The sequence below is a fragment of the Aureimonas sp. AU22 genome (genome assembly GCF_001463745.1).
Classification (GTDB): Bacteria; Pseudomonadota; Alphaproteobacteria; order Rhizobiales; family Rhizobiaceae; genus Aureimonas.
The window spans coordinates 136169-154299 of the sequence record NZ_BBWJ01000045.1 but is presented as its reverse complement, the minus strand read 5'-3'; the positions used below and the strand labels follow the sequence as shown (position 1 = coordinate 154299).

The 18131-nt window shown below is 64.9% G+C and carries 22 protein-coding genes; 14 read left to right on the top strand and 8 right to left on the bottom strand.

All coding sequences use genetic code 11. The features are described 5' to 3' along the window. Positions 1-64 precede the first annotated feature (64 nt). Positions 65-895 (top strand): aldo/keto reductase, encoded by an 831-nt coding sequence (locus tag AUL34_RS17075; RefSeq protein WP_061936300.1) that lies wholly within the window; start codon positions 65-67, stop codon positions 893-895. 66 nt (positions 896-961) lie between these two features. Next, the gene (locus tag AUL34_RS17070; protein ID WP_061936297.1) at positions 962-1759 is read left to right on the top strand and encodes a YdcF family protein; all 798 of its coding nucleotides are present in this window, start codon (positions 962-964) and stop codon (positions 1757-1759) included. Positions 1760-1762: 3 nt separating this feature from the next. Here AUL34_RS17070 and AUL34_RS17065 read toward each other — a convergent pair whose 3' ends face one another. Further along, on the bottom strand, positions 1763-2035 hold the full coding sequence (locus AUL34_RS17065) for a DUF3253 domain-containing protein (RefSeq protein ID WP_061936294.1): 273 nt from the start codon (positions 2033-2035) through the stop codon (positions 1763-1765). Beyond that, positions 2035-2733, bottom strand: coding sequence for a DUF599 domain-containing protein (locus tag AUL34_RS17060; RefSeq protein ID WP_061936291.1), 699 nt, complete (start codon positions 2731-2733; stop codon positions 2035-2037). The genes AUL34_RS17065 and AUL34_RS17060 overlap by 1 nt, the downstream gene beginning before the upstream one ends. 107 nt (positions 2734-2840) lie before the next feature. On the opposite strand from AUL34_RS17060, the gene AUL34_RS17055 reads away from it, so the two are divergent. Next, positions 2841-3263 carry a DUF1489 family protein gene (locus AUL34_RS17055; protein WP_061936288.1) on the top strand — a complete coding sequence of 141 codons (423 nt, stop codon included), beginning with the start codon at positions 2841-2843 and terminating at the stop codon, positions 3261-3263. Positions 3264-3270: 7 nt separating this feature from the next. Here the strand turns inward: AUL34_RS17055 and AUL34_RS17050 are convergent, their stop codons facing one another. Then, entirely contained in the window at positions 3271-3534 is a 264-nt protein-coding gene (locus AUL34_RS17050; RefSeq protein WP_061936284.1) for a hypothetical protein, read from the bottom strand. 104 nt (positions 3535-3638) lie between these two features. After that, entirely contained in the window at positions 3639-5114 is a 1476-nt protein-coding gene (locus tag AUL34_RS17045; protein ID WP_082653444.1) for a D-alanyl-D-alanine carboxypeptidase family protein, read from the bottom strand. A gap of 324 nt (positions 5115-5438) precedes the next feature. Here AUL34_RS17045 and AUL34_RS17040 point away from each other — a divergent pair, with 324 nt between their 5' ends. The 5 genes from AUL34_RS17040 (at position 5439) to AUL34_RS17020 (ending at position 10111) form a co-directional block, all read left to right on the top strand. Next, positions 5439-5798 carry a phasin family protein gene (locus AUL34_RS17040; protein ID WP_061936281.1) on the top strand — a complete coding sequence of 120 codons (360 nt, stop codon included), beginning with the start codon at positions 5439-5441 and terminating at the stop codon, positions 5796-5798. Between the two features lie 234 nt (positions 5799-6032). Next, positions 6033-6431 carry an ATP-dependent Clp protease adapter ClpS gene (clpS, locus tag AUL34_RS17035; RefSeq protein ID WP_244492619.1) on the top strand — a complete coding sequence of 133 codons (399 nt, stop codon included), beginning with the start codon at positions 6033-6035 and terminating at the stop codon, positions 6429-6431. Between the two features lie 8 nt (positions 6432-6439). Beyond that, positions 6440-8941 (top strand): ATP-dependent Clp protease ATP-binding subunit ClpA, encoded by a 2502-nt coding sequence (gene clpA / locus AUL34_RS17030; RefSeq protein WP_061936278.1) that lies wholly within the window; start codon positions 6440-6442, stop codon positions 8939-8941. Between the two features lie 67 nt (positions 8942-9008). Continuing rightward, positions 9009-9749: an AzlC family ABC transporter permease gene (locus AUL34_RS17025; RefSeq protein WP_061936275.1), complete on the top strand. Its 741-nt coding sequence runs from the start codon at positions 9009-9011 to the stop codon at positions 9747-9749. Continuing rightward, positions 9746-10111: an AzlD domain-containing protein gene (locus AUL34_RS17020; protein WP_244492618.1), complete on the top strand. Its 366-nt coding sequence runs from the start codon at positions 9746-9748 to the stop codon at positions 10109-10111. The genes AUL34_RS17025 and AUL34_RS17020 overlap by 4 nt, the downstream gene beginning before the upstream one ends. A gap of 3 nt (positions 10112-10114) precedes the next feature. Here AUL34_RS17020 and AUL34_RS17015 read toward each other — a convergent pair whose 3' ends face one another. The 4 genes from AUL34_RS17015 to AUL34_RS17000 form a co-directional block, all read right to left on the bottom strand. Then, entirely contained in the window at positions 10115-10537 is a 423-nt protein-coding gene (locus AUL34_RS17015) for an HIT family protein (RefSeq protein ID WP_061936272.1), read from the bottom strand. Positions 10538-10602: 65 nt separating this feature from the next. After that, on the bottom strand, positions 10603-11805 hold the full coding sequence (locus AUL34_RS17010; protein WP_061936419.1) for a GNAT family N-acetyltransferase: 1203 nt from the start codon (positions 11803-11805) through the stop codon (positions 10603-10605). 34 nt (positions 11806-11839) lie between these two features. Continuing rightward, on the bottom strand, positions 11840-12559 hold the full coding sequence (locus AUL34_RS17005) for a glycerophosphodiester phosphodiesterase family protein (RefSeq protein ID WP_061936269.1): 720 nt from the start codon (positions 12557-12559) through the stop codon (positions 11840-11842). A 4-nt stretch (positions 12560-12563) separates the two neighbouring features. Beyond that, the gene (locus AUL34_RS17000; RefSeq protein ID WP_061936266.1) at positions 12564-13028 is read right to left on the bottom strand and encodes a RidA family protein; all 465 of its coding nucleotides are present in this window, start codon (positions 13026-13028) and stop codon (positions 12564-12566) included. Between the two features lie 114 nt (positions 13029-13142). Between AUL34_RS17000 and AUL34_RS16995 the strand changes: the two genes are divergently transcribed. From AUL34_RS16995 to AUL34_RS16970, 6 genes are all read left to right on the top strand, one after another. Next, positions 13143-13940 carry an EipB family protein gene (locus AUL34_RS16995; RefSeq protein WP_156420968.1) on the top strand — a complete coding sequence of 266 codons (798 nt, stop codon included), beginning with the start codon at positions 13143-13145 and terminating at the stop codon, positions 13938-13940. Between the two features lie 167 nt (positions 13941-14107). Beyond that, entirely contained in the window at positions 14108-14905 is a 798-nt protein-coding gene (rpsB, locus tag AUL34_RS16990) for a 30S ribosomal protein S2 (RefSeq protein ID WP_061936260.1), read from the top strand. A 107-nt stretch (positions 14906-15012) separates the two neighbouring features. Next, positions 15013-15939 carry a translation elongation factor Ts gene (tsf, locus tag AUL34_RS16985; RefSeq protein WP_061936257.1) on the top strand — a complete coding sequence of 309 codons (927 nt, stop codon included), beginning with the start codon at positions 15013-15015 and terminating at the stop codon, positions 15937-15939. Positions 15940-16046: 107 nt separating this feature from the next. Further along, positions 16047-16760 (top strand): UMP kinase, encoded by a 714-nt coding sequence (pyrH, locus tag AUL34_RS16980; protein ID WP_061936254.1) that lies wholly within the window; start codon positions 16047-16049, stop codon positions 16758-16760. Between the two features lie 38 nt (positions 16761-16798). Then, positions 16799-17356, top strand: a complete 558-nt coding sequence (gene frr / locus AUL34_RS16975; RefSeq protein ID WP_061936251.1) for a ribosome recycling factor — start codon at positions 16799-16801, stop codon at positions 17354-17356. A 44-nt stretch (positions 17357-17400) separates the two neighbouring features. Beyond that, positions 17401-18129, top strand: coding sequence for an isoprenyl transferase (locus AUL34_RS16970; RefSeq protein ID WP_061936249.1), 729 nt, complete (start codon positions 17401-17403; stop codon positions 18127-18129). Positions 18130-18131: the final 2 nt, after the last annotated feature.

Below are 18131 nucleotides of genomic sequence, written 5' to 3'. Positions count from 1 at the left end.
AAACCCCATGCGATGGCGACCAGTGCCGTCACGGCAAGTTATCGCGCGGGACGGGATCGACGCCATGAAGATCATCGAAGCCAACGGTGCCCGAATTCCCGCCATTGGATTGGGAACCTACCGTCTGGAAGGCGAGACCTGCGTTCGCCTGGTCAGCGAAGCCATCGGGATCGGTTACCGCCATATCGACACCGCCCGCATGTACGGCAACGAGGCTGAGGTGGGGCAGGGCGTGCGGGCGAGCGGGATCGCGCGCGATGACATCTTCGTCACCACGAAGGTGTGGACCGATGATCTTGCGCCCGCAGATTTTGCCCGGTCGGCTGAAGCAGCCGTTCAGGCGCTGGACATCGGCACGGTGGATCTCCTCCTGATCCACTGGCCCAACGCCTCCATTCCGCTCGGGGGCACGATCGAGGCGCTGAATTGGGCGCGCGATGAGGGTCTCACGCATCACATCGGCGTCGCGAATTTTCCTTCGGAACTGCTGAAGGAAGCGAGCCGCCTGACCCGGCATCCGCTCGTCTGCAACCAGGTCGAGTACCATCCGCGCTTGTCGCAGGAGAAGGTCCGATCCGCCTGCGAGCGCCTGGGGATGGCAATGATCGCCTATTCGCCCATCGGCCAGGGCAAGGATCTCCTCGCCGATCCCGTCGTCGTCGACATGGCGGAACGCTACGGGCGTACCCCGGCGCAGATCGTCCTACGCTGGGAGGTCGAGCAGCCGCATGTCGGCGCCATTCCTCGGACCTCCAATCCCGCGCGACTGGCCGAGAACCTTGACGTGTTCGACTTCGAGCTTCAGGACGAGGACCGTCAGCGCCTCCACGAGATGTCGCGAAGCCGCCACCGTCTGGTCGACCCGGCCTTCGCGCCCCAATGGGACGACCGCTGACGCCGAGCCCTCTACCATGCCGCGAATCATTCGAGCTGCGGCGCCCCCATCGAGACGTTCCGCCTCATGTTCTTCGCCGCGTCCAAGGTTCTCTGGTACCTCGTCCAGCCGCTCGTGATCATCCTCCTGATCGGCGCGGCGGGCATCCTGGCCATCCTTCTGAAGATGCCGCGGCTCGGGCTCGGCCTCGTTGGCACGTCCCTCTTCGTTCTGGCCGTAGTCAGCCTGACGCCTCTCGGTCTTCTGATGCTGAGCGTGTTGGAAAACCGCTTTCCGAAACCGCAGCTCCCCTCGGACGTCGCCGGTATCGTCGTGCTGGGCGGCTCGTTCGATACGCGTATCGGCCGCACGCGCGGCGAGATGGAACTGAACGACGCGGCCGATCGGATCACGACTACCATGGCGCTCGCGCGCCAGTTTCCGAACGCGCGGGTCGTCTTCAGTGGCGGCGCTGCGGCGATGTTGACGGAGGACATCACGGAGTCGTCGATGGCGCAGACGCTGTTCGCCGCGCTCGGCCTACCACCGGAGCGGTTGGAACTGGAGGATCGCTCCCGCAATACGACCGAGAACGCGATCTTCACCCGCGAGATCGCCCAACCAAAACCCGGCGAGACCTGGCTGCTGGTGACATCGGCTGCGCATATGCCGCGCTCCGTCGGGTGCTTCCGCGTCGCCGCCTTCGACGTGCTGCCCTACCCAACCGACTACCAGACGCCCTCCGGAAGCGCGATCTACTGGCCCTCGACGGCGACGGTGCGTAATCTCGAGAAGGTGCATTTCGCGATCCGCGAGTACCTCGGGCTGGCCGTGTACCGCTTCACCGGCAAGACCGACGCCTTGTTTCCCGCACCCCGCGCCTGAACCTCAGGCGTCGTCGGGCAGGGACAGACGGTAGATCCCCTTGAGATCGGCCGGCGCGACCGGGCGGCCCTTACGCTTGATCACGACCCGGCCTTCGTCCGACAGCGTGATCGCCGCGCGACGGATCGGCTGCATCAGCAGACGCCAGACCTTCTCGTCGGAACCGCCGAGACTTCTCGCAACCTCCGACGGGCAGACCGTCTTGCCGATGCCGCGCTTGTGCGCCATCCGCAGGATCTCTGCGCGCAGGGTTTCCTGGTTCGGTACGTCCGGCATCACGGGCTCCTCAGCGAGACGTTGGCGTCGGAGAAAAACTGACGGTGCCCGAGGATCAGGATGACGAGAACCGTCGTCCCGACCAGCACCATGGGGCCGACGAACCAGCCGAGATAGGCCAGTCCGAAAAAGATGCCACGCAGCCCAGCGTTGAAGTGTCGGGCGGCGATGCGGTTCATGGCCAAGGCGCGACCCACGGCCGCTTCGGCCGCCTGCGGGTCGGCATCGGCCTCCTGCCGCATCGGAATCGCACCGATCAGGATCGAGCAGTAGTTGAATAGGCGGTACGACCAGCCGAACTTGAAGAACGCGAAGGCGAAGATCGTGATGAGTCCGAGGAGCTTGGCTTCCACCAGTCCGCGATCGAAGCTGCCTTCGAGCGGAAGATCGGTGACGATCAGCGCGATCTGTTCGGCCGAGCCGATCAGGGCGAAGCAACCGCCGATCGCGAAGATGCACGCCGAGGCGAAAAAGCCCGTACCCTGCTGCAGGCCCGACATGATGGCCGTGTCGATCATCCGGAGATCCCGCTTGAGCAGCGTGCGCATCCAGACTTCGCGCTGCGCATTCATCAGCCGGCTGAGACCGTGCCGCGCGAAGACGGGCGCCTCGACGACGAACGTATAGGCGACCCAACCGCCGAGGAATGCGACGAAGGCGAGGAGGTCTGGCAGATCGAAGATCTCATCGATGCGCATGTCGGCTCGCGTCAGTGGAGGGACAAGATGGCGCAGGTGCCCAGTCGCAGACCCGGAAGGCGGACGTCGCCTTGACGTCGTCCGACCACGCGAGCAAACACCTCCGCATGCCGCTTCATATGATCAAGCTTTGCGTGGGTGTCGACAGCGTCGAAGACCTAGAGGCGCATGTCCACGCCCGCCTCTCCGTCAGTCCGAACAGCGAGCAGACGCATGTCACGCGGGTGATGCCCAAGCGAGCCGAAGAGATGGTGGGTGCCGGCTCGCTGTTCTGGGTGATCAAGGGGCAGGTGCAGGTCCGCCAGCCGATCCTGCGGTTCGATGCAATTCGTACGGAGGACGGGATCGAGCGCTGCCGGATCGTCCTCAAGCCGGAGTTCATTCGAACCTGGCCACTGCCCCGGCGCCCCTTCCAAGGATGGCGCTACCTGACGGTCGACGATGCGCCGGCGGATTTGGGCGAGGGGGCGGATCTATCGGAACTCCCTTCCACCCTTCGTCGAGAGCTGGCCGAGCTCGGCCTTCTTTGATCGGCGTTCAGCGCCCGAAGGTGAGGCGGACGGCCGGCTGACCGGATGCCGACCGGACGGCGAGACGGGTTTCGGCACGGGGCTGGGACGCGCGCCAGGCGCGGGCACCGTGGCACAGAAGCATGCCGACCAGATCCTTGGCGCGCAGGCGTGAACGACCGTCGCGGTATTCCGAGATCCGCGATGCAGCCTGCTGCAACGGGTGCAGACCGATCACGGTGGACTTCTGCTCGGCCTTCGGCAGGAGGGCGCTTTCGGTTTCGAACGACATGAGAACCTCGGTTACGCTCAAGATATCGACAGGCAAGGGGGAGCCGTTCGGAGCCGGAGGCTCCGCGCGGACGGCAGTGATGTCGGTTCAGAAAGGCGGGCGGATCAGTTCGCCGCGATGGCGTAGCAGGCGTAGGCCTTGCTCTTGAGCGCGTCGCAGGCGGCGTTCGCCGCGGCCTTGTCCGCGAAGCCGGAGAAGCGGGCGCGGTAGAGGGTCTGCGAACCGCTGGCCACCGCCTGCGTGAAGGCCTGGGCGCCCATCAACGCCGAACCCGCGCGCTGCTTGGCTTCGGAAAGGATGTCGTAGGCGGTCGCCTCCGCGGGGGTGGCCGCGATCTGAACGACCCATCCGGAAGCCGGGCCGCTGGAGGGCATCGTCGAAGCGGCGGCCGAGGCCTGCGTCACCACGTTCGGGATCGAGGCGCGAGGCATCGGCGCCGCGAGGGCCGTGGCGACGGCGGGTGCGGCGCGGTCGTTGGCCTCGAGCGCTTCGCGGATGGCGTCGCGACCCACCACCGGGCGTCGGCTCGAAGCCGTGATCGCATTCATGGCACCTGTCGCGTTCGAGCCGTAGGCTTCGGCGACACGCTGGTTGATGCTGGACGCCCGGCGGGTCGGAACCGGAACGGCGCTCGGCAAGGCAGCGGCCAACACGGTCTCGGAGTGCGGGGCGACCGACGGCCCGCGGGCGCTGGGGCTGTAGGCGGCGATCAGGGCACTCGAGCTGCGCGTGCTGGTCTGCGGCAGATACTGCTTCACCAGTTCGGCCATATGGTCGTCGCGCGAGCGCGCCGTGCGGCCGCCCATCACGACTGCAACGAGCTTGCGATCGCCGCGAACCACCGAGGTCACGAGGTTGAAGCCCGACTTGTTGATGTAGCCGGTCTTAATGCCGTCGACGCCTTCGACACGGCCGAGCAGTCGGTTGTGATTGCCGATCGTCTGGCCGCGGAACTTGAAGCTGCGCGTGCTGAAGTACTTGTAATACTGCGGGAAATGCTCGCGAAGCGCGATGCCGAGCGTGGCCATGTCACGCGCCGTGGTCATCTGTGCGTCGTTGGGCAGGCCATTGGCGTTTTCGAAGTTGGTCCGCGACATGCCGAGCTTGCGGGCCTTCGCGGTCATCATCTCGGCGAAGCGGCTTTCCGTGCCACCCAGGAACTCCCCGATGACCACCGCAGCGTCGTTGGCCGAGCGCGTCACGAGACCGAATATGCCTTCCTCGACCGAAATGGTCGAGCCGCTCTTCACGCCGAGTTTCGAAGGCGGACGCGCCGCCGCGTAGGCCGACACCTTCATCGGCGTCGACAGGGTCGCGCGACCGCTCTCCAATGCGTCGAACAGCATGTAGAGCGTCATCATCTTGGTCAGCGAGGCCGGGTAACGGCGGTCGTCGGCGTTGCGCGAAAAGAGAACCTTGCCGTTGTTGGCGTCGATCACGAACGCCGAGTAGCGCTCGGGGGACTCCTGCGCCGACGCGGAGGTGGCGACCATCACAACGCCACCGACCAAGGCGGCAGCCATCAGGCAACTCGAGAGGCGCTTCGCTGCGGCGGTGATCGTCGACAAGGTCAGCGGCATGGGCGGCACTCTCGTGTTCGTGTGTCGAGATGCTGCCCCCGGTCGCGGCGCGGGCGCGCCGGTCCGGGTCCCAAGACTGTGTCTTCGCGATCTCTTCTTGAGGGAAAGATACGCAGGGCGGTCTTACCAATCCGTTTATGGTTGCCGGAACCTTGTGATCGAGTTGTGGCGATTGTCTCGAATTTTCGTGATCGACAGTCCCGAACGCGCGAATCTGACGCAGTGCAGCACCGACTTGCATGTTATTGTGCAGTGCAATATATGGTGGGGACAGACGAAGAAGGTCGCTGCCTGTCGTCGCCAAACCATTCACGGGAGAGTTCGATGAACGCATACGTTGAAGCCAACAAGGTTGGTAAGGACAACATGGACAACGCCCTCCGTTCGATGTCGGCGGTGACCAAGGGCTTCCAGCAGATCGCGACCGAGACCACCGAGTTCACCAAGAAGTCGGTCGAGCAGTCGGCGCAGATGTTCGAGCGCCTTGCGCAGGTGCGCACGCTCGACAAGGCGATCGAGCTTCAGTCCGAGTACGCCCGCTCGGCCTACGAGGCCTGGATGTCGCAGGCCACGAAGATGGGCGAGATCTACCAGGAGATCGCGCGCGAGGCCTATCGCCCGCTCGAGAGCTCGGTCCAGCAGAACCAGCAGTTCGCCCAGAACGTGGCGAACCAGACGAACTGATCGACCACGACCGTTCGGACCGCCCCACGGGGCGCGTCGGAAAAGGCCCGGCTCCGCAGCCGGGCCTTTTTTGTTGCGCCCTCTCCGATCCGAGTAACTATGTGGGGTCCGCAAGGGGGCGATTCAGGATCGGCGCCCCTCGTCCTCCCGCAGCCGACGATGGTGGAGGGACGAAATTTTGCCGCATCGGGAAGGCGTCTTAAATTGTCGATCCGCGCACATACATATCGAGCGATGGCGAACGTGAACTCCTTGAACGAACGGGCGGCCCCGCATGGCGGCCGAACCTTGGCGATCCGGTCGCAGGGGCAGGACGACGAGCGTCCGAACGGGCCTGATCGCGGAACCTCCGTGATCACCCGGACCAAGCCCAAGACGAAGAAGCCGAGCCTTTACAGGGTCCTGCTTCTGAACGACGATTACACGCCGATGGAGTTCGTCATCCACGTCCTCGAACGCTTCTTCCAGAAGGACCGGGAGGCGGCCACGCGCATCATGCTCCACGTGCATCAGCACGGAGTGGGAGAGTGCGGGGTCTACACCTACGAAGTGGCCGAGACGAAGGTGACCCAAGTGATGGATTTCGCACGCCAGCACCAGCATCCGCTTCAGTGCGTGATGGAAAAGAATTGAGGTGAAGCTTGCCGACATTTTCGCAAAGCCTGGAGAAATCGCTCCATCAGGCGCTCACCTTCGCCAACGAACGGCACCAGGAATTCGCGACGCTTGAGCACCTGCTCCTGGCGCTGCTCGAAGACAAGGATGCCTCCGCGGTCATGCGGGGGTGCAGCGTCGACATCGACGTCCTGCGTTCGTCGCTGACGGAGTATATCGACACCGAACTCGCCAACCTCGTGACGGGGCACGACGAGGATTCCAAGCCGACCGCAGGATTCCATCGGGTGATCCAACGCGCGGTGATCCATGTCCAGTCGTCCGGCCGTGAGGAAGTGACGGGGGCCAACGTCCTCGTCGCGATCTTCGCCGAACGCGAGAGCCATGCGGCCTTCTTCCTGCAGGAGCAGGAGATGACCCGCTACGACGCCGTGAACTTCATTTCCCATGGAATCTCGAAGCGACCCGGGGCGTCCGAAAGCCGCACCGTGCGCGGGGCGGAGGACGAGCAGTCGGTCATGGGCAACGAAGAGGAAGGACGCCGCAAGACGGCTCAGGACGCATTGACGGCGTATTGCGTCAATCTCAACGAGAAGGCCAAGACAGGCCGGATCGATCCGTTGATCGGGCGCGCCAGCGAGATCAACAGGACGATCCAGGTCCTGTGCCGCCGCTCCAAGAACAACCCGCTCTACGTGGGTGATCCGGGCGTCGGCAAGACGGCGATCGCCGAAGGCCTAGCCAAGCGGATCGTGGAAGGCGACGTGCCGGAAGTGCTGGCCGACGCAACGATCTTCTCGCTCGACATGGGCACGCTTCTGGCTGGCACGCGTTATCGCGGCGATTTCGAGGAACGCCTGAAGCAGGTCGTCAAGGAGCTCGAGGAATATCCAGGCGCGGTCCTCTTCATCGACGAGATCCACACGGTGATCGGCGCCGGCGCCACCTCCGGCGGCGCGATGGACGCCTCGAACCTCCTCAAGCCCGCGCTGTCGTCGGGTGCGATCCGCTGCATCGGATCGACGACCTACAAGGAATACCGCCAGTTCTTCGAGAAGGATCGGGCGCTCGTCCGTCGCTTCCAGAAGATCGATGTGGCGGAGCCGACCATCGAGGACGCGATCGCGATCCTGAAGGGCCTCAAGCCCTATTTCGAGGACTTCCACCACGTGAAGTTCTCCAACGACGCGATCAAGTCGGCGGTCGAGCTGTCGGCGCGCTACATCAACGACCGCAAGCTGCCCGACAAGGCGATCGACGTGATCGATGAGACGGGCGCGTCGCAGATGCTGCTGCCCGAGGCCAAGCGGAAGAAGAGCATCGGCGTGAAGGAGATCGAGGCGACCGTCGCCACGATGGCCCGCATTCCGCCGAAATCCGTATCGAAGGACGACGAGGAGGTCCTGTCGAACCTCTCCGAGCAGCTGAAGCGCGTGGTCTACGGCCAGGATGCCGCGATCGAGAACCTGACGACGGCGATCAAGCTCGCCCGTGCGGGCCTTCGCGAGCCGGAGAAGCCGATCGGCTCCTACCTGTTCTCGGGTCCGACGGGCGTCGGCAAGACCGAGGTGGCCAAGCAGCTCGCCTCGGCGCTCGGCATCGAACTCCTGCGCTTCGACATGTCGGAGTACATGGAGCGGCATACGGTCTCGCGGCTGATCGGCGCGCCTCCGGGCTATGTCGGCTTCGATCAGGGTGGTTTGCTGACCGACGGTGTCGACCAGCACCCGCACTGCGTGCTTCTGCTCGACGAGATCGAGAAGGCGCATCCGGACCTGTTCAACATCCTCCTGCAGGTGATGGACCACGGGAAGCTGACGGATCACAACGGCAAGCGGATCGACTTCCGCAACGTGATCCTGATCATGACCACGAATGCCGGTGCCTCCGAGGCGCAGCGGGCGGCGATCGGCTTCGGCTCGTCGCGGCGCACGGGCGACGACGTGGAGGCGATCAATCGCCTGTTCACGCCGGAGTTCCGCAATCGTCTCGATGCGATCATTCCGTTCGGCGCCCTGCCGACGCCGGTGATCCACGAGGTCGTGCAGAAGTTCGTGATGCAGCTCGAAGCCCAGCTCTCTGAGCGCGGCGTGACGTTCGATCTCGATCAGGAGGCGATCGCCTGGCTCGCGGACAAGGGCTACGACGAATACATGGGCGCACGTCCGCTTGGCCGGGTGATCCAGGAATACGTCAAGAAGCCGCTGGCCGACGAGGTCCTGTTCGGCAAGCTCAAGCGCGGCGGTACAGTCAAGGTGACGGTGGTCGACGGGGAGGATGGTCGCAAGCTCCACCTCGAGTCCATTCCCGAGGAGAGCTACGCCAAGCCGCGCAAGGCGGACGAGGCGCGTGGCAAGGTCCGCGTCGGGCCGGACGGTGAGGAACTCGACGAGGCGACCTCCTTCGACGAGGACGATGCGCCGGAGGACGACGATCCCGAGCCGGCCGCAAGGGAGCCGGCCGCCCGCGAGAAGGCGGAAAAGCGGGCGGGAACGGTTCCCAAAGTTCCCCGCAAGACCGCCGAATGATCTAGAAGGGGCCGCTCGCGAGAGCGGCCTTTTTCTTTGTGCGAATCATGGGCGGGATCGCAGACCGATGACCGATCAGGCCGGGGCGGCACCCGATCCAGCCGGCAAATGGATCCTCTTGGGCATGCGGCAGGTCATCAGCGCCCCGGCACTGATCCTCGTCGTCGCGCATTTGGGTTTTGCGGGCCTCGCGCGTGAGGCTGGGGTGACGTGGACGCAAGCGACGTTCATGGTGGCGACGATCTGGGCGCTGCCGGCGAACCTCATCCTGCTGGGGTCGGTAACGGCCGGCCTGTCGCTGGCGGCGACGGCTCTCGCGGTTGCCCTGTCGTCGTTGCGCATGATGCCGATGGTGATTGCGCTGCTGCCCGATCTCCGGGGACCAGGAACGCGTCGCTCGACGCTTCTCTTCCTGTCGCACTTCGTTGCGGTCACGGCCTGGGTCGTTGCGCTGGACCGACTGCCGAGCGTACCACGCCGGCATCGCACGCATTTCTTCGGCGGGTTCGCGATAACCTTGACGGCCGTCAACACCGCCGCCGTCGCCTTTGCCTTCAACCTGATGGGACAACTGCCGGCGCTCGCCACGGGCGCTCTCGCCTTCTTCACGCCCGTCTACTTCCTGACGTCGCTCTACGGCTCGGCGCGCGAGTTTTCCGGGCGGCTCGCCCTCCTGACCGGGCTCCTGGCGATCCCGTTGGCCCACTGGCTTACGCCCGAGTTCGACATTCTGGTCGCAGGCGTGGTTGGCGGCGTCGCGGCGTTCCTGATCGGCCGGCTCAGGACGGTTCGCGAGGCAGACCAATGATGGGGATGGGCTACCACGGGGTCGACGCCGTCTGGTGGCCCTACGTTTTCATTCTCCTGGCGGGCTGGCTTCCCACCGACATTTGGCGCTGGCTCGGCGTCCTGTCGGCCGGCCGACTGAACGAGCGCTCACCCGCCGTCGCATTGGCGCGCACGATCGCGACCTCGCTCGTGGCGGCCGTGATCGGCCGCCTCGTCCTGGCTCCCGGCGGGTCGCTGGACGCGATCCCGCTGTGGATCCGGGTGGCAGCGCTGGTGATCGGGTTCGCAGCCTATTACTGGCTGGGACGGAAGACCTTGGTGGCGATCCTCTTCGCGGAGATCGTACTCCTCGGCCTGCCCTGGACGCTCGGGATCATCTGAACGTCAGGCCAGTTGCGCCCGGATGGCGTTCGCCTGATCGCGCAACTCCGCCGGATCGGCCATGCCGCCCGCGTGACGCTGTAGTTCCACGCCTTCGTAACGCGGGATGACGTGGAAGTGCAGGTGGAACACCGTCTGTCCGCCTGCTGCCTCGTTGAACTGGCTGATCGTCACGCCGTCCGCGCCGAAAGCGGCCTTGGCGGCGCGGGCGAGGCGCGCGAGTTCCGGCAGAGCCTTCGACAGCATCGCGTCGTCGGCGTCGAGAATGTTGCGCGAAGGGACCTTCGGAAGCAGCAGGCAGTGGCCCTTCGATTGCGGCATCACATCCATGATCGCTACGAAATCGTCGGTTTCGAAGATCCTCGTCGCGGGGATTTCGCTGCGAAGGATCTTGGCGAAGATGTTGCCGTCGTCGTAGCCGCTCATGCGTGTCCTCTCGTCAGGGTTCCCGGCTGGCGAAGCGCCGGCCTATGTAGTTGTCACCAGCGCGTCTACTCGAGATCGCCTTTCCGGAATGGCGTTGCGGCGGCGAGTTCAGGCTGGGCCATGAGAACATGGGCCCGTTCGCGTTCGAGGTAATCCTCGATGGCTGAACGGAGGCCGGAATGCGCCACTTCATGCGCCGAATGTGTGATGACGGGCTCGTAGCCCCGTGCCAGCTTGTGCTCGCCTTGAGCGCCCGCCTCGACGATCGAAAGCTTGTGCTCGATCGCGTAGTCGATGGCCTGGTGGTAGCAGACCTCGAAATGCAGAAACGGGTGGTCCTCGACGCAACCCCAGTAGCGTCCGAAGATCCGATCGCCGCCGACGAAGTTCAGCGCGCCGGCGATGTAGCGGCCCTCGCGGCGGGCCATCACGAGAACGATCGCCTCGGGCATTCGCGCGGCGATGAGACGGAAGAAGGCGCGGTTGAGATAGGGGCGGCCCCATTTGCGGCTGCCTGTGTCCATGTAGAAAGCAAAGAAGGCATCCCAGGCCTCTTCGCTGATGTCGGAGCCGGAAAGGCGCTCGATCGTGATGCCGGCCGCGAGCGCTTCGCGTCGTTCCTTGCGCAGCGCCTTGCGCTTGCGTGAGGCCAGCGTTTCCAGAAAGTCGTCGTAGGTCGCGTATCCGCGGTTGACGAAATGGAACTGCTGGTCCGTCCGGTGCAGGAAGCCCGCCTCGAGCATGGGGTCGAGGTCCGCCTCGTCCAAAAAGGTCGCGTGGGCCGAGGAGACGCCCGTCTGCCTGACGTAGGCCGCGATCGCGGAAACCATGGCAGCACGGCGGACATCTGCACCCGGTTGGTCGCCCACAAGGAGGCGGGGACCGGTGACGGGCGTGAAGGGCACGCTGACCTGGAGCTTCGGATAGTAGCGCCCGCCGGCGCGCTCGAACGCGTCGGCCCAGGCATGATCGAACACGTACTCGCCCTGGCTGTGGCCCTTGAGGTAGGCCGGCACCGAGGCAAGAAGCCGTCCCGCTGCGTCCTCGAGAAGGAGATGCTGCGGCAACCAGCCCGAGCGCCCGCCGACGCAGCCGGCCTCCTCGAGCGACACGAGGAAGGCGTGGCGGGTGAACGGATGGGGCAGGGCGCCCACGTGGACGATGGGATCGGCGAGCGCGTCCCAATCGGTTGCGGCGATGGCCGACAAGTCCTCCACAACCCGCACGGTGAAGTCCGCCCCGTCATTGCCGGAAGGTTCACCGCTCATGCCGATCATCCTGCGTTTGCGAGCCTTCGACCGTCTAGGGGATGAACGCCTCGAACGTCATCTGGTCGGCATAGGCCCGGCTGTGTTCCACATCGGCCGGCGTGCGTACGGTCCAACTGATGACCGGCGCGCGCCGTACCTCTCTCACCCACGCAACGAATGCGTTGGGAAGATGGTGGACGTTATAGGACACGAAGGCGCAGCGTCGCTCGAAGACGACACGATGTCGCTCCAAGACGTCCGGCCGGGTTCCCTCGGCGGTGAGGCCTACCGGCAGGTCGAGGTCGCCCGTCTGATCGAGCAGCCATTCGTCGAAGGACATCAGCGCCAGCGGACCTCGATAGGCGTCTAGCACCCCCGCGACATCGGTCATGAAACCGGCATCGGCACTGGCATCGATGCCCTTGGCTTCGACCACGATCGGCACCTGGCCGTTCACGAGTTCCAGAAGCGCAGCGAGTGTCGGGGGCGCTTCCGGAGTGCCGAGGATGCGAAGGTCGCGAACGTCAGCCGCGGTCAGCGTGTCGATCGTGCCCGCCTCGCCGGTCAGGCGGAGGAGGTCGTGGTCGTGAAAGACGACGGGCACGCCGTCGCTCGTTCGATGAATGTCGCACTCGATGGCGTATCCGTTCTCGATCGCCGCGCGGAACGCGGCCATCGAGTTTTCGGGAATGCCGCGGGCGCGATCGTGCAGTCCGCGGTGGGCGATGGGCTGGGCCGTCAGCCAGCCGAGGTCGGACGATGCGCCTGCCATGGTCTCAGGCGACCTCGAACAGCGCCTCGATCTCCACGGCCGCATCGAGCGGCAGCGAGGGCACGCCCACCGCCGAGCGGGCATGACGGCCTCGTTCGCCGAGCACGTCGGCCAGGAAGTCGGATGCGCCGTTGGCGACCTTGTGCTGCTCGGTGAAATCGGAGGTGCTCGCGACGAAGATCGTGAGCTTCAGAAGACGGCCGATCTTTTCGAGATCGCCGAGCGCGGCCTTGGCCTGTGCCAGAATGTTGATGGCGCAAAGGCGTGCGGCACGTTGACCCTCTTCGACCGAGACGTTGCCGCCGAGCTTACCCGTCACCGCGACCTTTCCACCCTCCATCGGCAGCTGGCCCGACGTCTGAAGCAGCGTGCCGAAGCGGATCGAGGCGACGTAGTTGGCAACCGGCGCGGCGGCATCGGGCACCGTGACGCCTGCTGCCGCAAGACGCTCAGAAATCGATTCGGTCATGGTCCACTCCGAATGGGAATTTGCGCCGCACACGGCTATCAGGTTTTATCCGCGGGTTCGATCGTCGAACCGACGGCTTCATGATGGGACGCACGCGCTTTGAAGCAATATGGCTTGGCCCTGTCGGCGACGGCTATCGCCCTGACGATGTGCGTCGACGCGCGCGCGGCGGACCTGCAGCCGCACGAGGCCGTCTACGACCTCTCACTTTCTTCACAGACTTCGGACTTCAACAGCGTCGACGGACGAATCGCGCTTCAGCTGAAGCCCGACGCCTGCAACGTGCTGTCGCTCGACTACCGGTTCGTCGCGCGTTTCCACGAGGACGACGAACTTACGGTCACCGACCAGCAGACCCTGGCCAAGGAGTCGCGCGACGGAAAGCGATACGAATTTCGCACGCGAACGCTAGTGGACGGGGCCGAGCAGACGCTGGTCGAGGGAGTCGCGGTCAACGACGCCGACGCCACGCAGGTGACGTTCGAATCGCCGGTGCAGCGGGAAACGGACTTGCCGCTCTCCGTCTTTCCGCTCGGCCACACCGCCAAGCTAATCGATCGGGCGCTGGCCGGCGACCGCGTGGTTCAGGCGAAGCTCTTCGACGGCGACGACGACGCGGACAAGCTCCTGACGACGACGTCCCTTATTCTGCCGGCCAAGGCGGGGGAGGCGCCGGAGAAAGCGGAGATCGCCAAGACGCTGGAGGGCCTGCGTTCCTGGAATATCACCGAATCCTACTACAACAGCGACAGCGACGATGACGGGATGCCGGTCTTCGAGACGCGTTACCGTCTTTACGAGAACGGGGTGACCGATCGCCTGCACCTGGACTTCGGGGAATACACCCTGGAAGGCGGTCTGGCGCGATTGAACTACTACGATCGCGCGACCGGCTGCCCCCCGACGCCGTAGGGCGCGCGACCGGTTCGACTTGCCGCGACGCCCGACATGGTGTATGCGCGCCGACATTCCACACACGGAAGTTGGGTATCCGGAGAACGCGAGTTCTCCTTCACCCTCCGGTGGCGGCCGTCGGCCGCTTGGTTCCGTGGAGGCACAACCGGTTAAGGAAAACGATCATGGCACTGCCAGACTACTCCATGCGCCAGCTCCTCGAGGCGGGCGTCCACTTCGGTCACCAGACGCACCGCTGGAACCCGAAGATGGCGCCTTTCATCTTCGGCGCGCGCAACAATATCCACATCATGGATCTCGCGCAGACCGTGCCGATGCTGCATCGGGCGCTGCAGGCGGTGTCGGACACCGTCGCCAAGGGCGGCCGCGTGCTGTTCGTCGGTACGAAGCGTCAGGCTTCCGAGATCATCGCCGACGCCGCCAACCGCTCGGCCCAGTACTACGTGAACGCTCGTTGGCTCGGCGGCATGCTGACCAACTGGAAGACGATCTCGAACTCCATCTCGCGCCTGCGCAAGCTGGATGAACTCCTGGCCGGCGACGCCCAGGGCTTCACCAAGAAGGAGCGCCTGACCCTGCAGCGCGAGCGCGACAAGCTCGACCGCGCGCTGGGCGGCATCAAGGACATGGGCGGCGTGCCGGACATGATCTTCATCATCGACACGAACAAGGAAGCGATCGCCATCGACGAGGCCAAGCGCCTTGGCATTCCGGTCGTCGCCATCGTCGATTCCAACTGCGATCCTTCCCGCATCGACTTCCCGATCCCGGGCAACGACGACGCGGCGCGCGCGATCTCGCTCTACTGCGACCTGATCGCCCGTTCGGCCGTCGACGGCATCGCCCGTCAGCAGGGTTCGATGGGTGTCGATCTCGGCGCCATGGAAGAGGCTCCGGTCGAGGAGACGCTCGAGGAGCTCGAGGCGGCGCCCTCCGAAGAGCAGGCCGCTTCGGCCGCCTGATTTCCTCAAAACCATCGATGTGACGGCGTCACCGCGCCGTCACAAGACTGGCGCACTCCTTCCCGCAGAAGCCGTGCGCCGTTTCTTTTTTTGATAGAGGCCAATTCATGACGATCTCCGCTTCGATGGTGAAGGAACTGCGCGAGAAGACCGGCGCAGGCATGATGGACTGCAAGACCGCCCTGGCGGAGACGAACGGAGACATGGAAGCCGCGGTCGACTGGCTGCGTGCCAAGGGCATCGCCAAGGCCGACAAGAAGTCGAGCCGCACGGCGGCCGAGGGCCTCGTCGGCGTCGCGAGCGCGGACAACGCCGCCGTCGTTGTGGAAGTCAATTCCGAGACCGACTTCGTGGCCCGCAACGACGCCTTCCAGTCGCTCGTTCGCAACGTGGCGCAGGCAGCGCTCGGCACCAACGGTTCGGTCGAGGCAGCCGGCGGGGCGACCCTGTCCGACTCCGGCAAGAGCGTCGTCGACACGATCAAGGACGCGGTCGCCACGATCGGCGAGAACATGAACCTGCGCCGCTCGGCCAAGCTCACGGTCTCGGAAGGCGTCGTCGCGACCTACATCCACAACCAGGTCGCCGATGGACTCGGCAAGCTGGGCGTTCTCGTGGCGCTGGAATCGACCGGCGACAAGGCCGCGCTGACCGCCTTCGGCCGTCAGGTCGCGATGCATGTCGCTGCGACCAACCCGCTGGCGTTGACCGACGCAGAAGTCGATCCCGCGACGGCCGAGCGCGAGAAGGCGATCTTCTCGGAGCAGGCCCGCGAGTCCGGCAAGTCTGAATCGATCGTCGAAAAGATGGTCGAGGGACGCATGCGCAAGTTCTACGAGGAGGTCGTCCTTCTGAAGCAGAACTTCGTCATCAACCCCGACCTGACCGTTGAGAAGGCGCTGGAAGCCGCGTCCAAGGACTTCGGTGCTCCGGCCAAGATCGTCGGCTTCGTGCGCTTCGCGCTCGGCGAGGGCATCGAGCGCGAGCAGAGCGATTTCGCGGCCGAGGTCGCGGCCGCTGCCGGCAAGAAGTAAGCAGCGCCTTAATCATCTACGCTCCGCAAGGGGCTCTGGCAGGGCGTCCGCTTGAGAAGCGGGCGCCCTTCCTGTATCGCAGGCCGGCATCATCCGAAGGACATGACATGACGATCCGTTTCCAGCGCGTTCTTCTGAAGGTTTCCGGTGAAGCGCTGATGGGCGGGCAGGGGTTCGGGATCGACGTCGCGGTCGCCGATCGCATCGCAGCCGACATCCGCGAAGCCCGCGATCTCGGCGTCGAAATCTCCGTTGTGATCGGCGGAGGAAACATCTTCCGCGGTGTCGCCGTCGCCTCCAAGGGCGGCGACCGGGTGACCGGCGACCACATGGGCATGCTGGCGACCGTCATAAACGCGATGGCGTTGCGCACTTCGCTGACCAAGCTCGGCGTGGACGCGATCATCCTGTCCGCAATCGCGATGCCCGAGCTTTGCGAGAGCTTCTCGCAGCGTGCCGCGCTGGCCCATGCCAATGCCGGCCGCGTCGTAATCTTCGCCGGCGGGACCGGCAATCCGTTCTTCACCACCGATTCCGCCGCCGCGCTACGCGCAGCCGAGATGGGCGCGACGGCCTTGTTCAAGGGCACTCAGGTGGACGGCATCTACAGCGCCGACCCGAAGCTCGTGCCCGATGCCACACGTTTCGAGCAGCTGACGCATGACGATGTCCTGTCGCGTGGTCTTGCCGTGATGGACGTGACGGCTGTTGCGCTGGCTCGCGAGAACCATATTCCGATCGTCGTCTTCTCGATCCACGAAAAGGGCGAATTCGCCCGCATTTTGACCGGCGGCGGACGTTCCACGATTGTTACCGATTGACCGTCCGCCCACTCGCTGACCTGCAGAAAGGAACCGCAATGGCCGCTCCCGACCTCAACGAACTGAAGCGCCGCATGGATGGGGCTGTCACGTCGTTCAAGGGCGACCTCGCAGGCCTGCGCACCGGCCGCGCCTCGGCCAATCTTCTCGACCCGATCGTGGTTCAGGCTTACGGGTCGGCCATGCCGTTGACGCAGGTCGCCAACGTCACGGTCCCCGAGCCGCGCATGGTGGCCGTTTCGGTCTGGGACAAGTCCATGGTCGGCGCGGTGGAGCGTGCGATCCGCGAGAGCAGCCTCGGACTCAATCCGATCACCGACGGCACCACGCTTCGGATCCCGCTGCCCGAGCTCAACGAGCAGCGGCGCAAGGAACTTGTGAAGGTGGCCCACACCTACGGCGAGAATGCCCGGGTTGCGGCACGTCATGTTCGTCGCGACGGTATGGACACGCTGAAGAAGTCCGAGAAGGATGGGGATACGAGCCAAGACGACAGCCGCGTCATTGCGGAGAAGATCCAGAAGATGACGGATGATACGATCTCGGACATCGACAAGGCGCTTTCCGTGAAGGAAGCGGAAATCATGCAGGTCTAGGCTGTCCGGAATCGGCGGCGGCGGGTTCAGGACGGACGGAGACGATGGCTGATCAGGTGCGGCATCCCAGGCATGTCGCCATCATCATGGACGGCAACGGACGCTGGGCGAAAGCCCGCGGCCTGCCGCGCACCATGGGGCATCGGCGCGGGGTCGAGGCCGTGCGCCAGGCTGTGCGCACGGCGCGCGAGCTCGGCATCGAATATCTCACGCTGTTCGCCTTCTCCTCGGAGAACTGGAAGCGGCCGCAGGAGGAGGTGGGTGAGATCCTGCGCCTCCTGAAGTTCTTCATCCGCCGCGACCTCGCAGAGCTGCATCGCGAAGGGGTTCGTGTTCGGGTCATCGGCGAGCGGACGACGCTGCCTGCCGACATCCGCGGGCTCTTGGAGGAAGCGGAACAGTTGACGGTGGCCAACGACCGGAACACCCTTCTGGTCGCCTTCAACTACGGCGCTCGCGACGAGATCGCGCGTGCCATGCGTCGCATCGCGGAAAAGCTCGTGTCCGGCGAAACGACCATCGACGCCGTCACGCCCGAACTTCTCGACGCCCATCTCGACACCGCCGGCATTCCCGACCCCGACCTCATCATCCGCACCAGCGGAGAACTGCGGCTTTCGAATTTCCTGCTCTGGCAGGCCGCCTATTCCGAATTCGCCTTCCTGCCCTGCTACTGGCCGGATTTCGACGAGGCGATCTTCGCCGAGGCTGTGCGCGAATATTCGATGAGGGATCGGCGCTTCGGCGGTGTCTCGCAAGAAATCGCGTCCTGAGG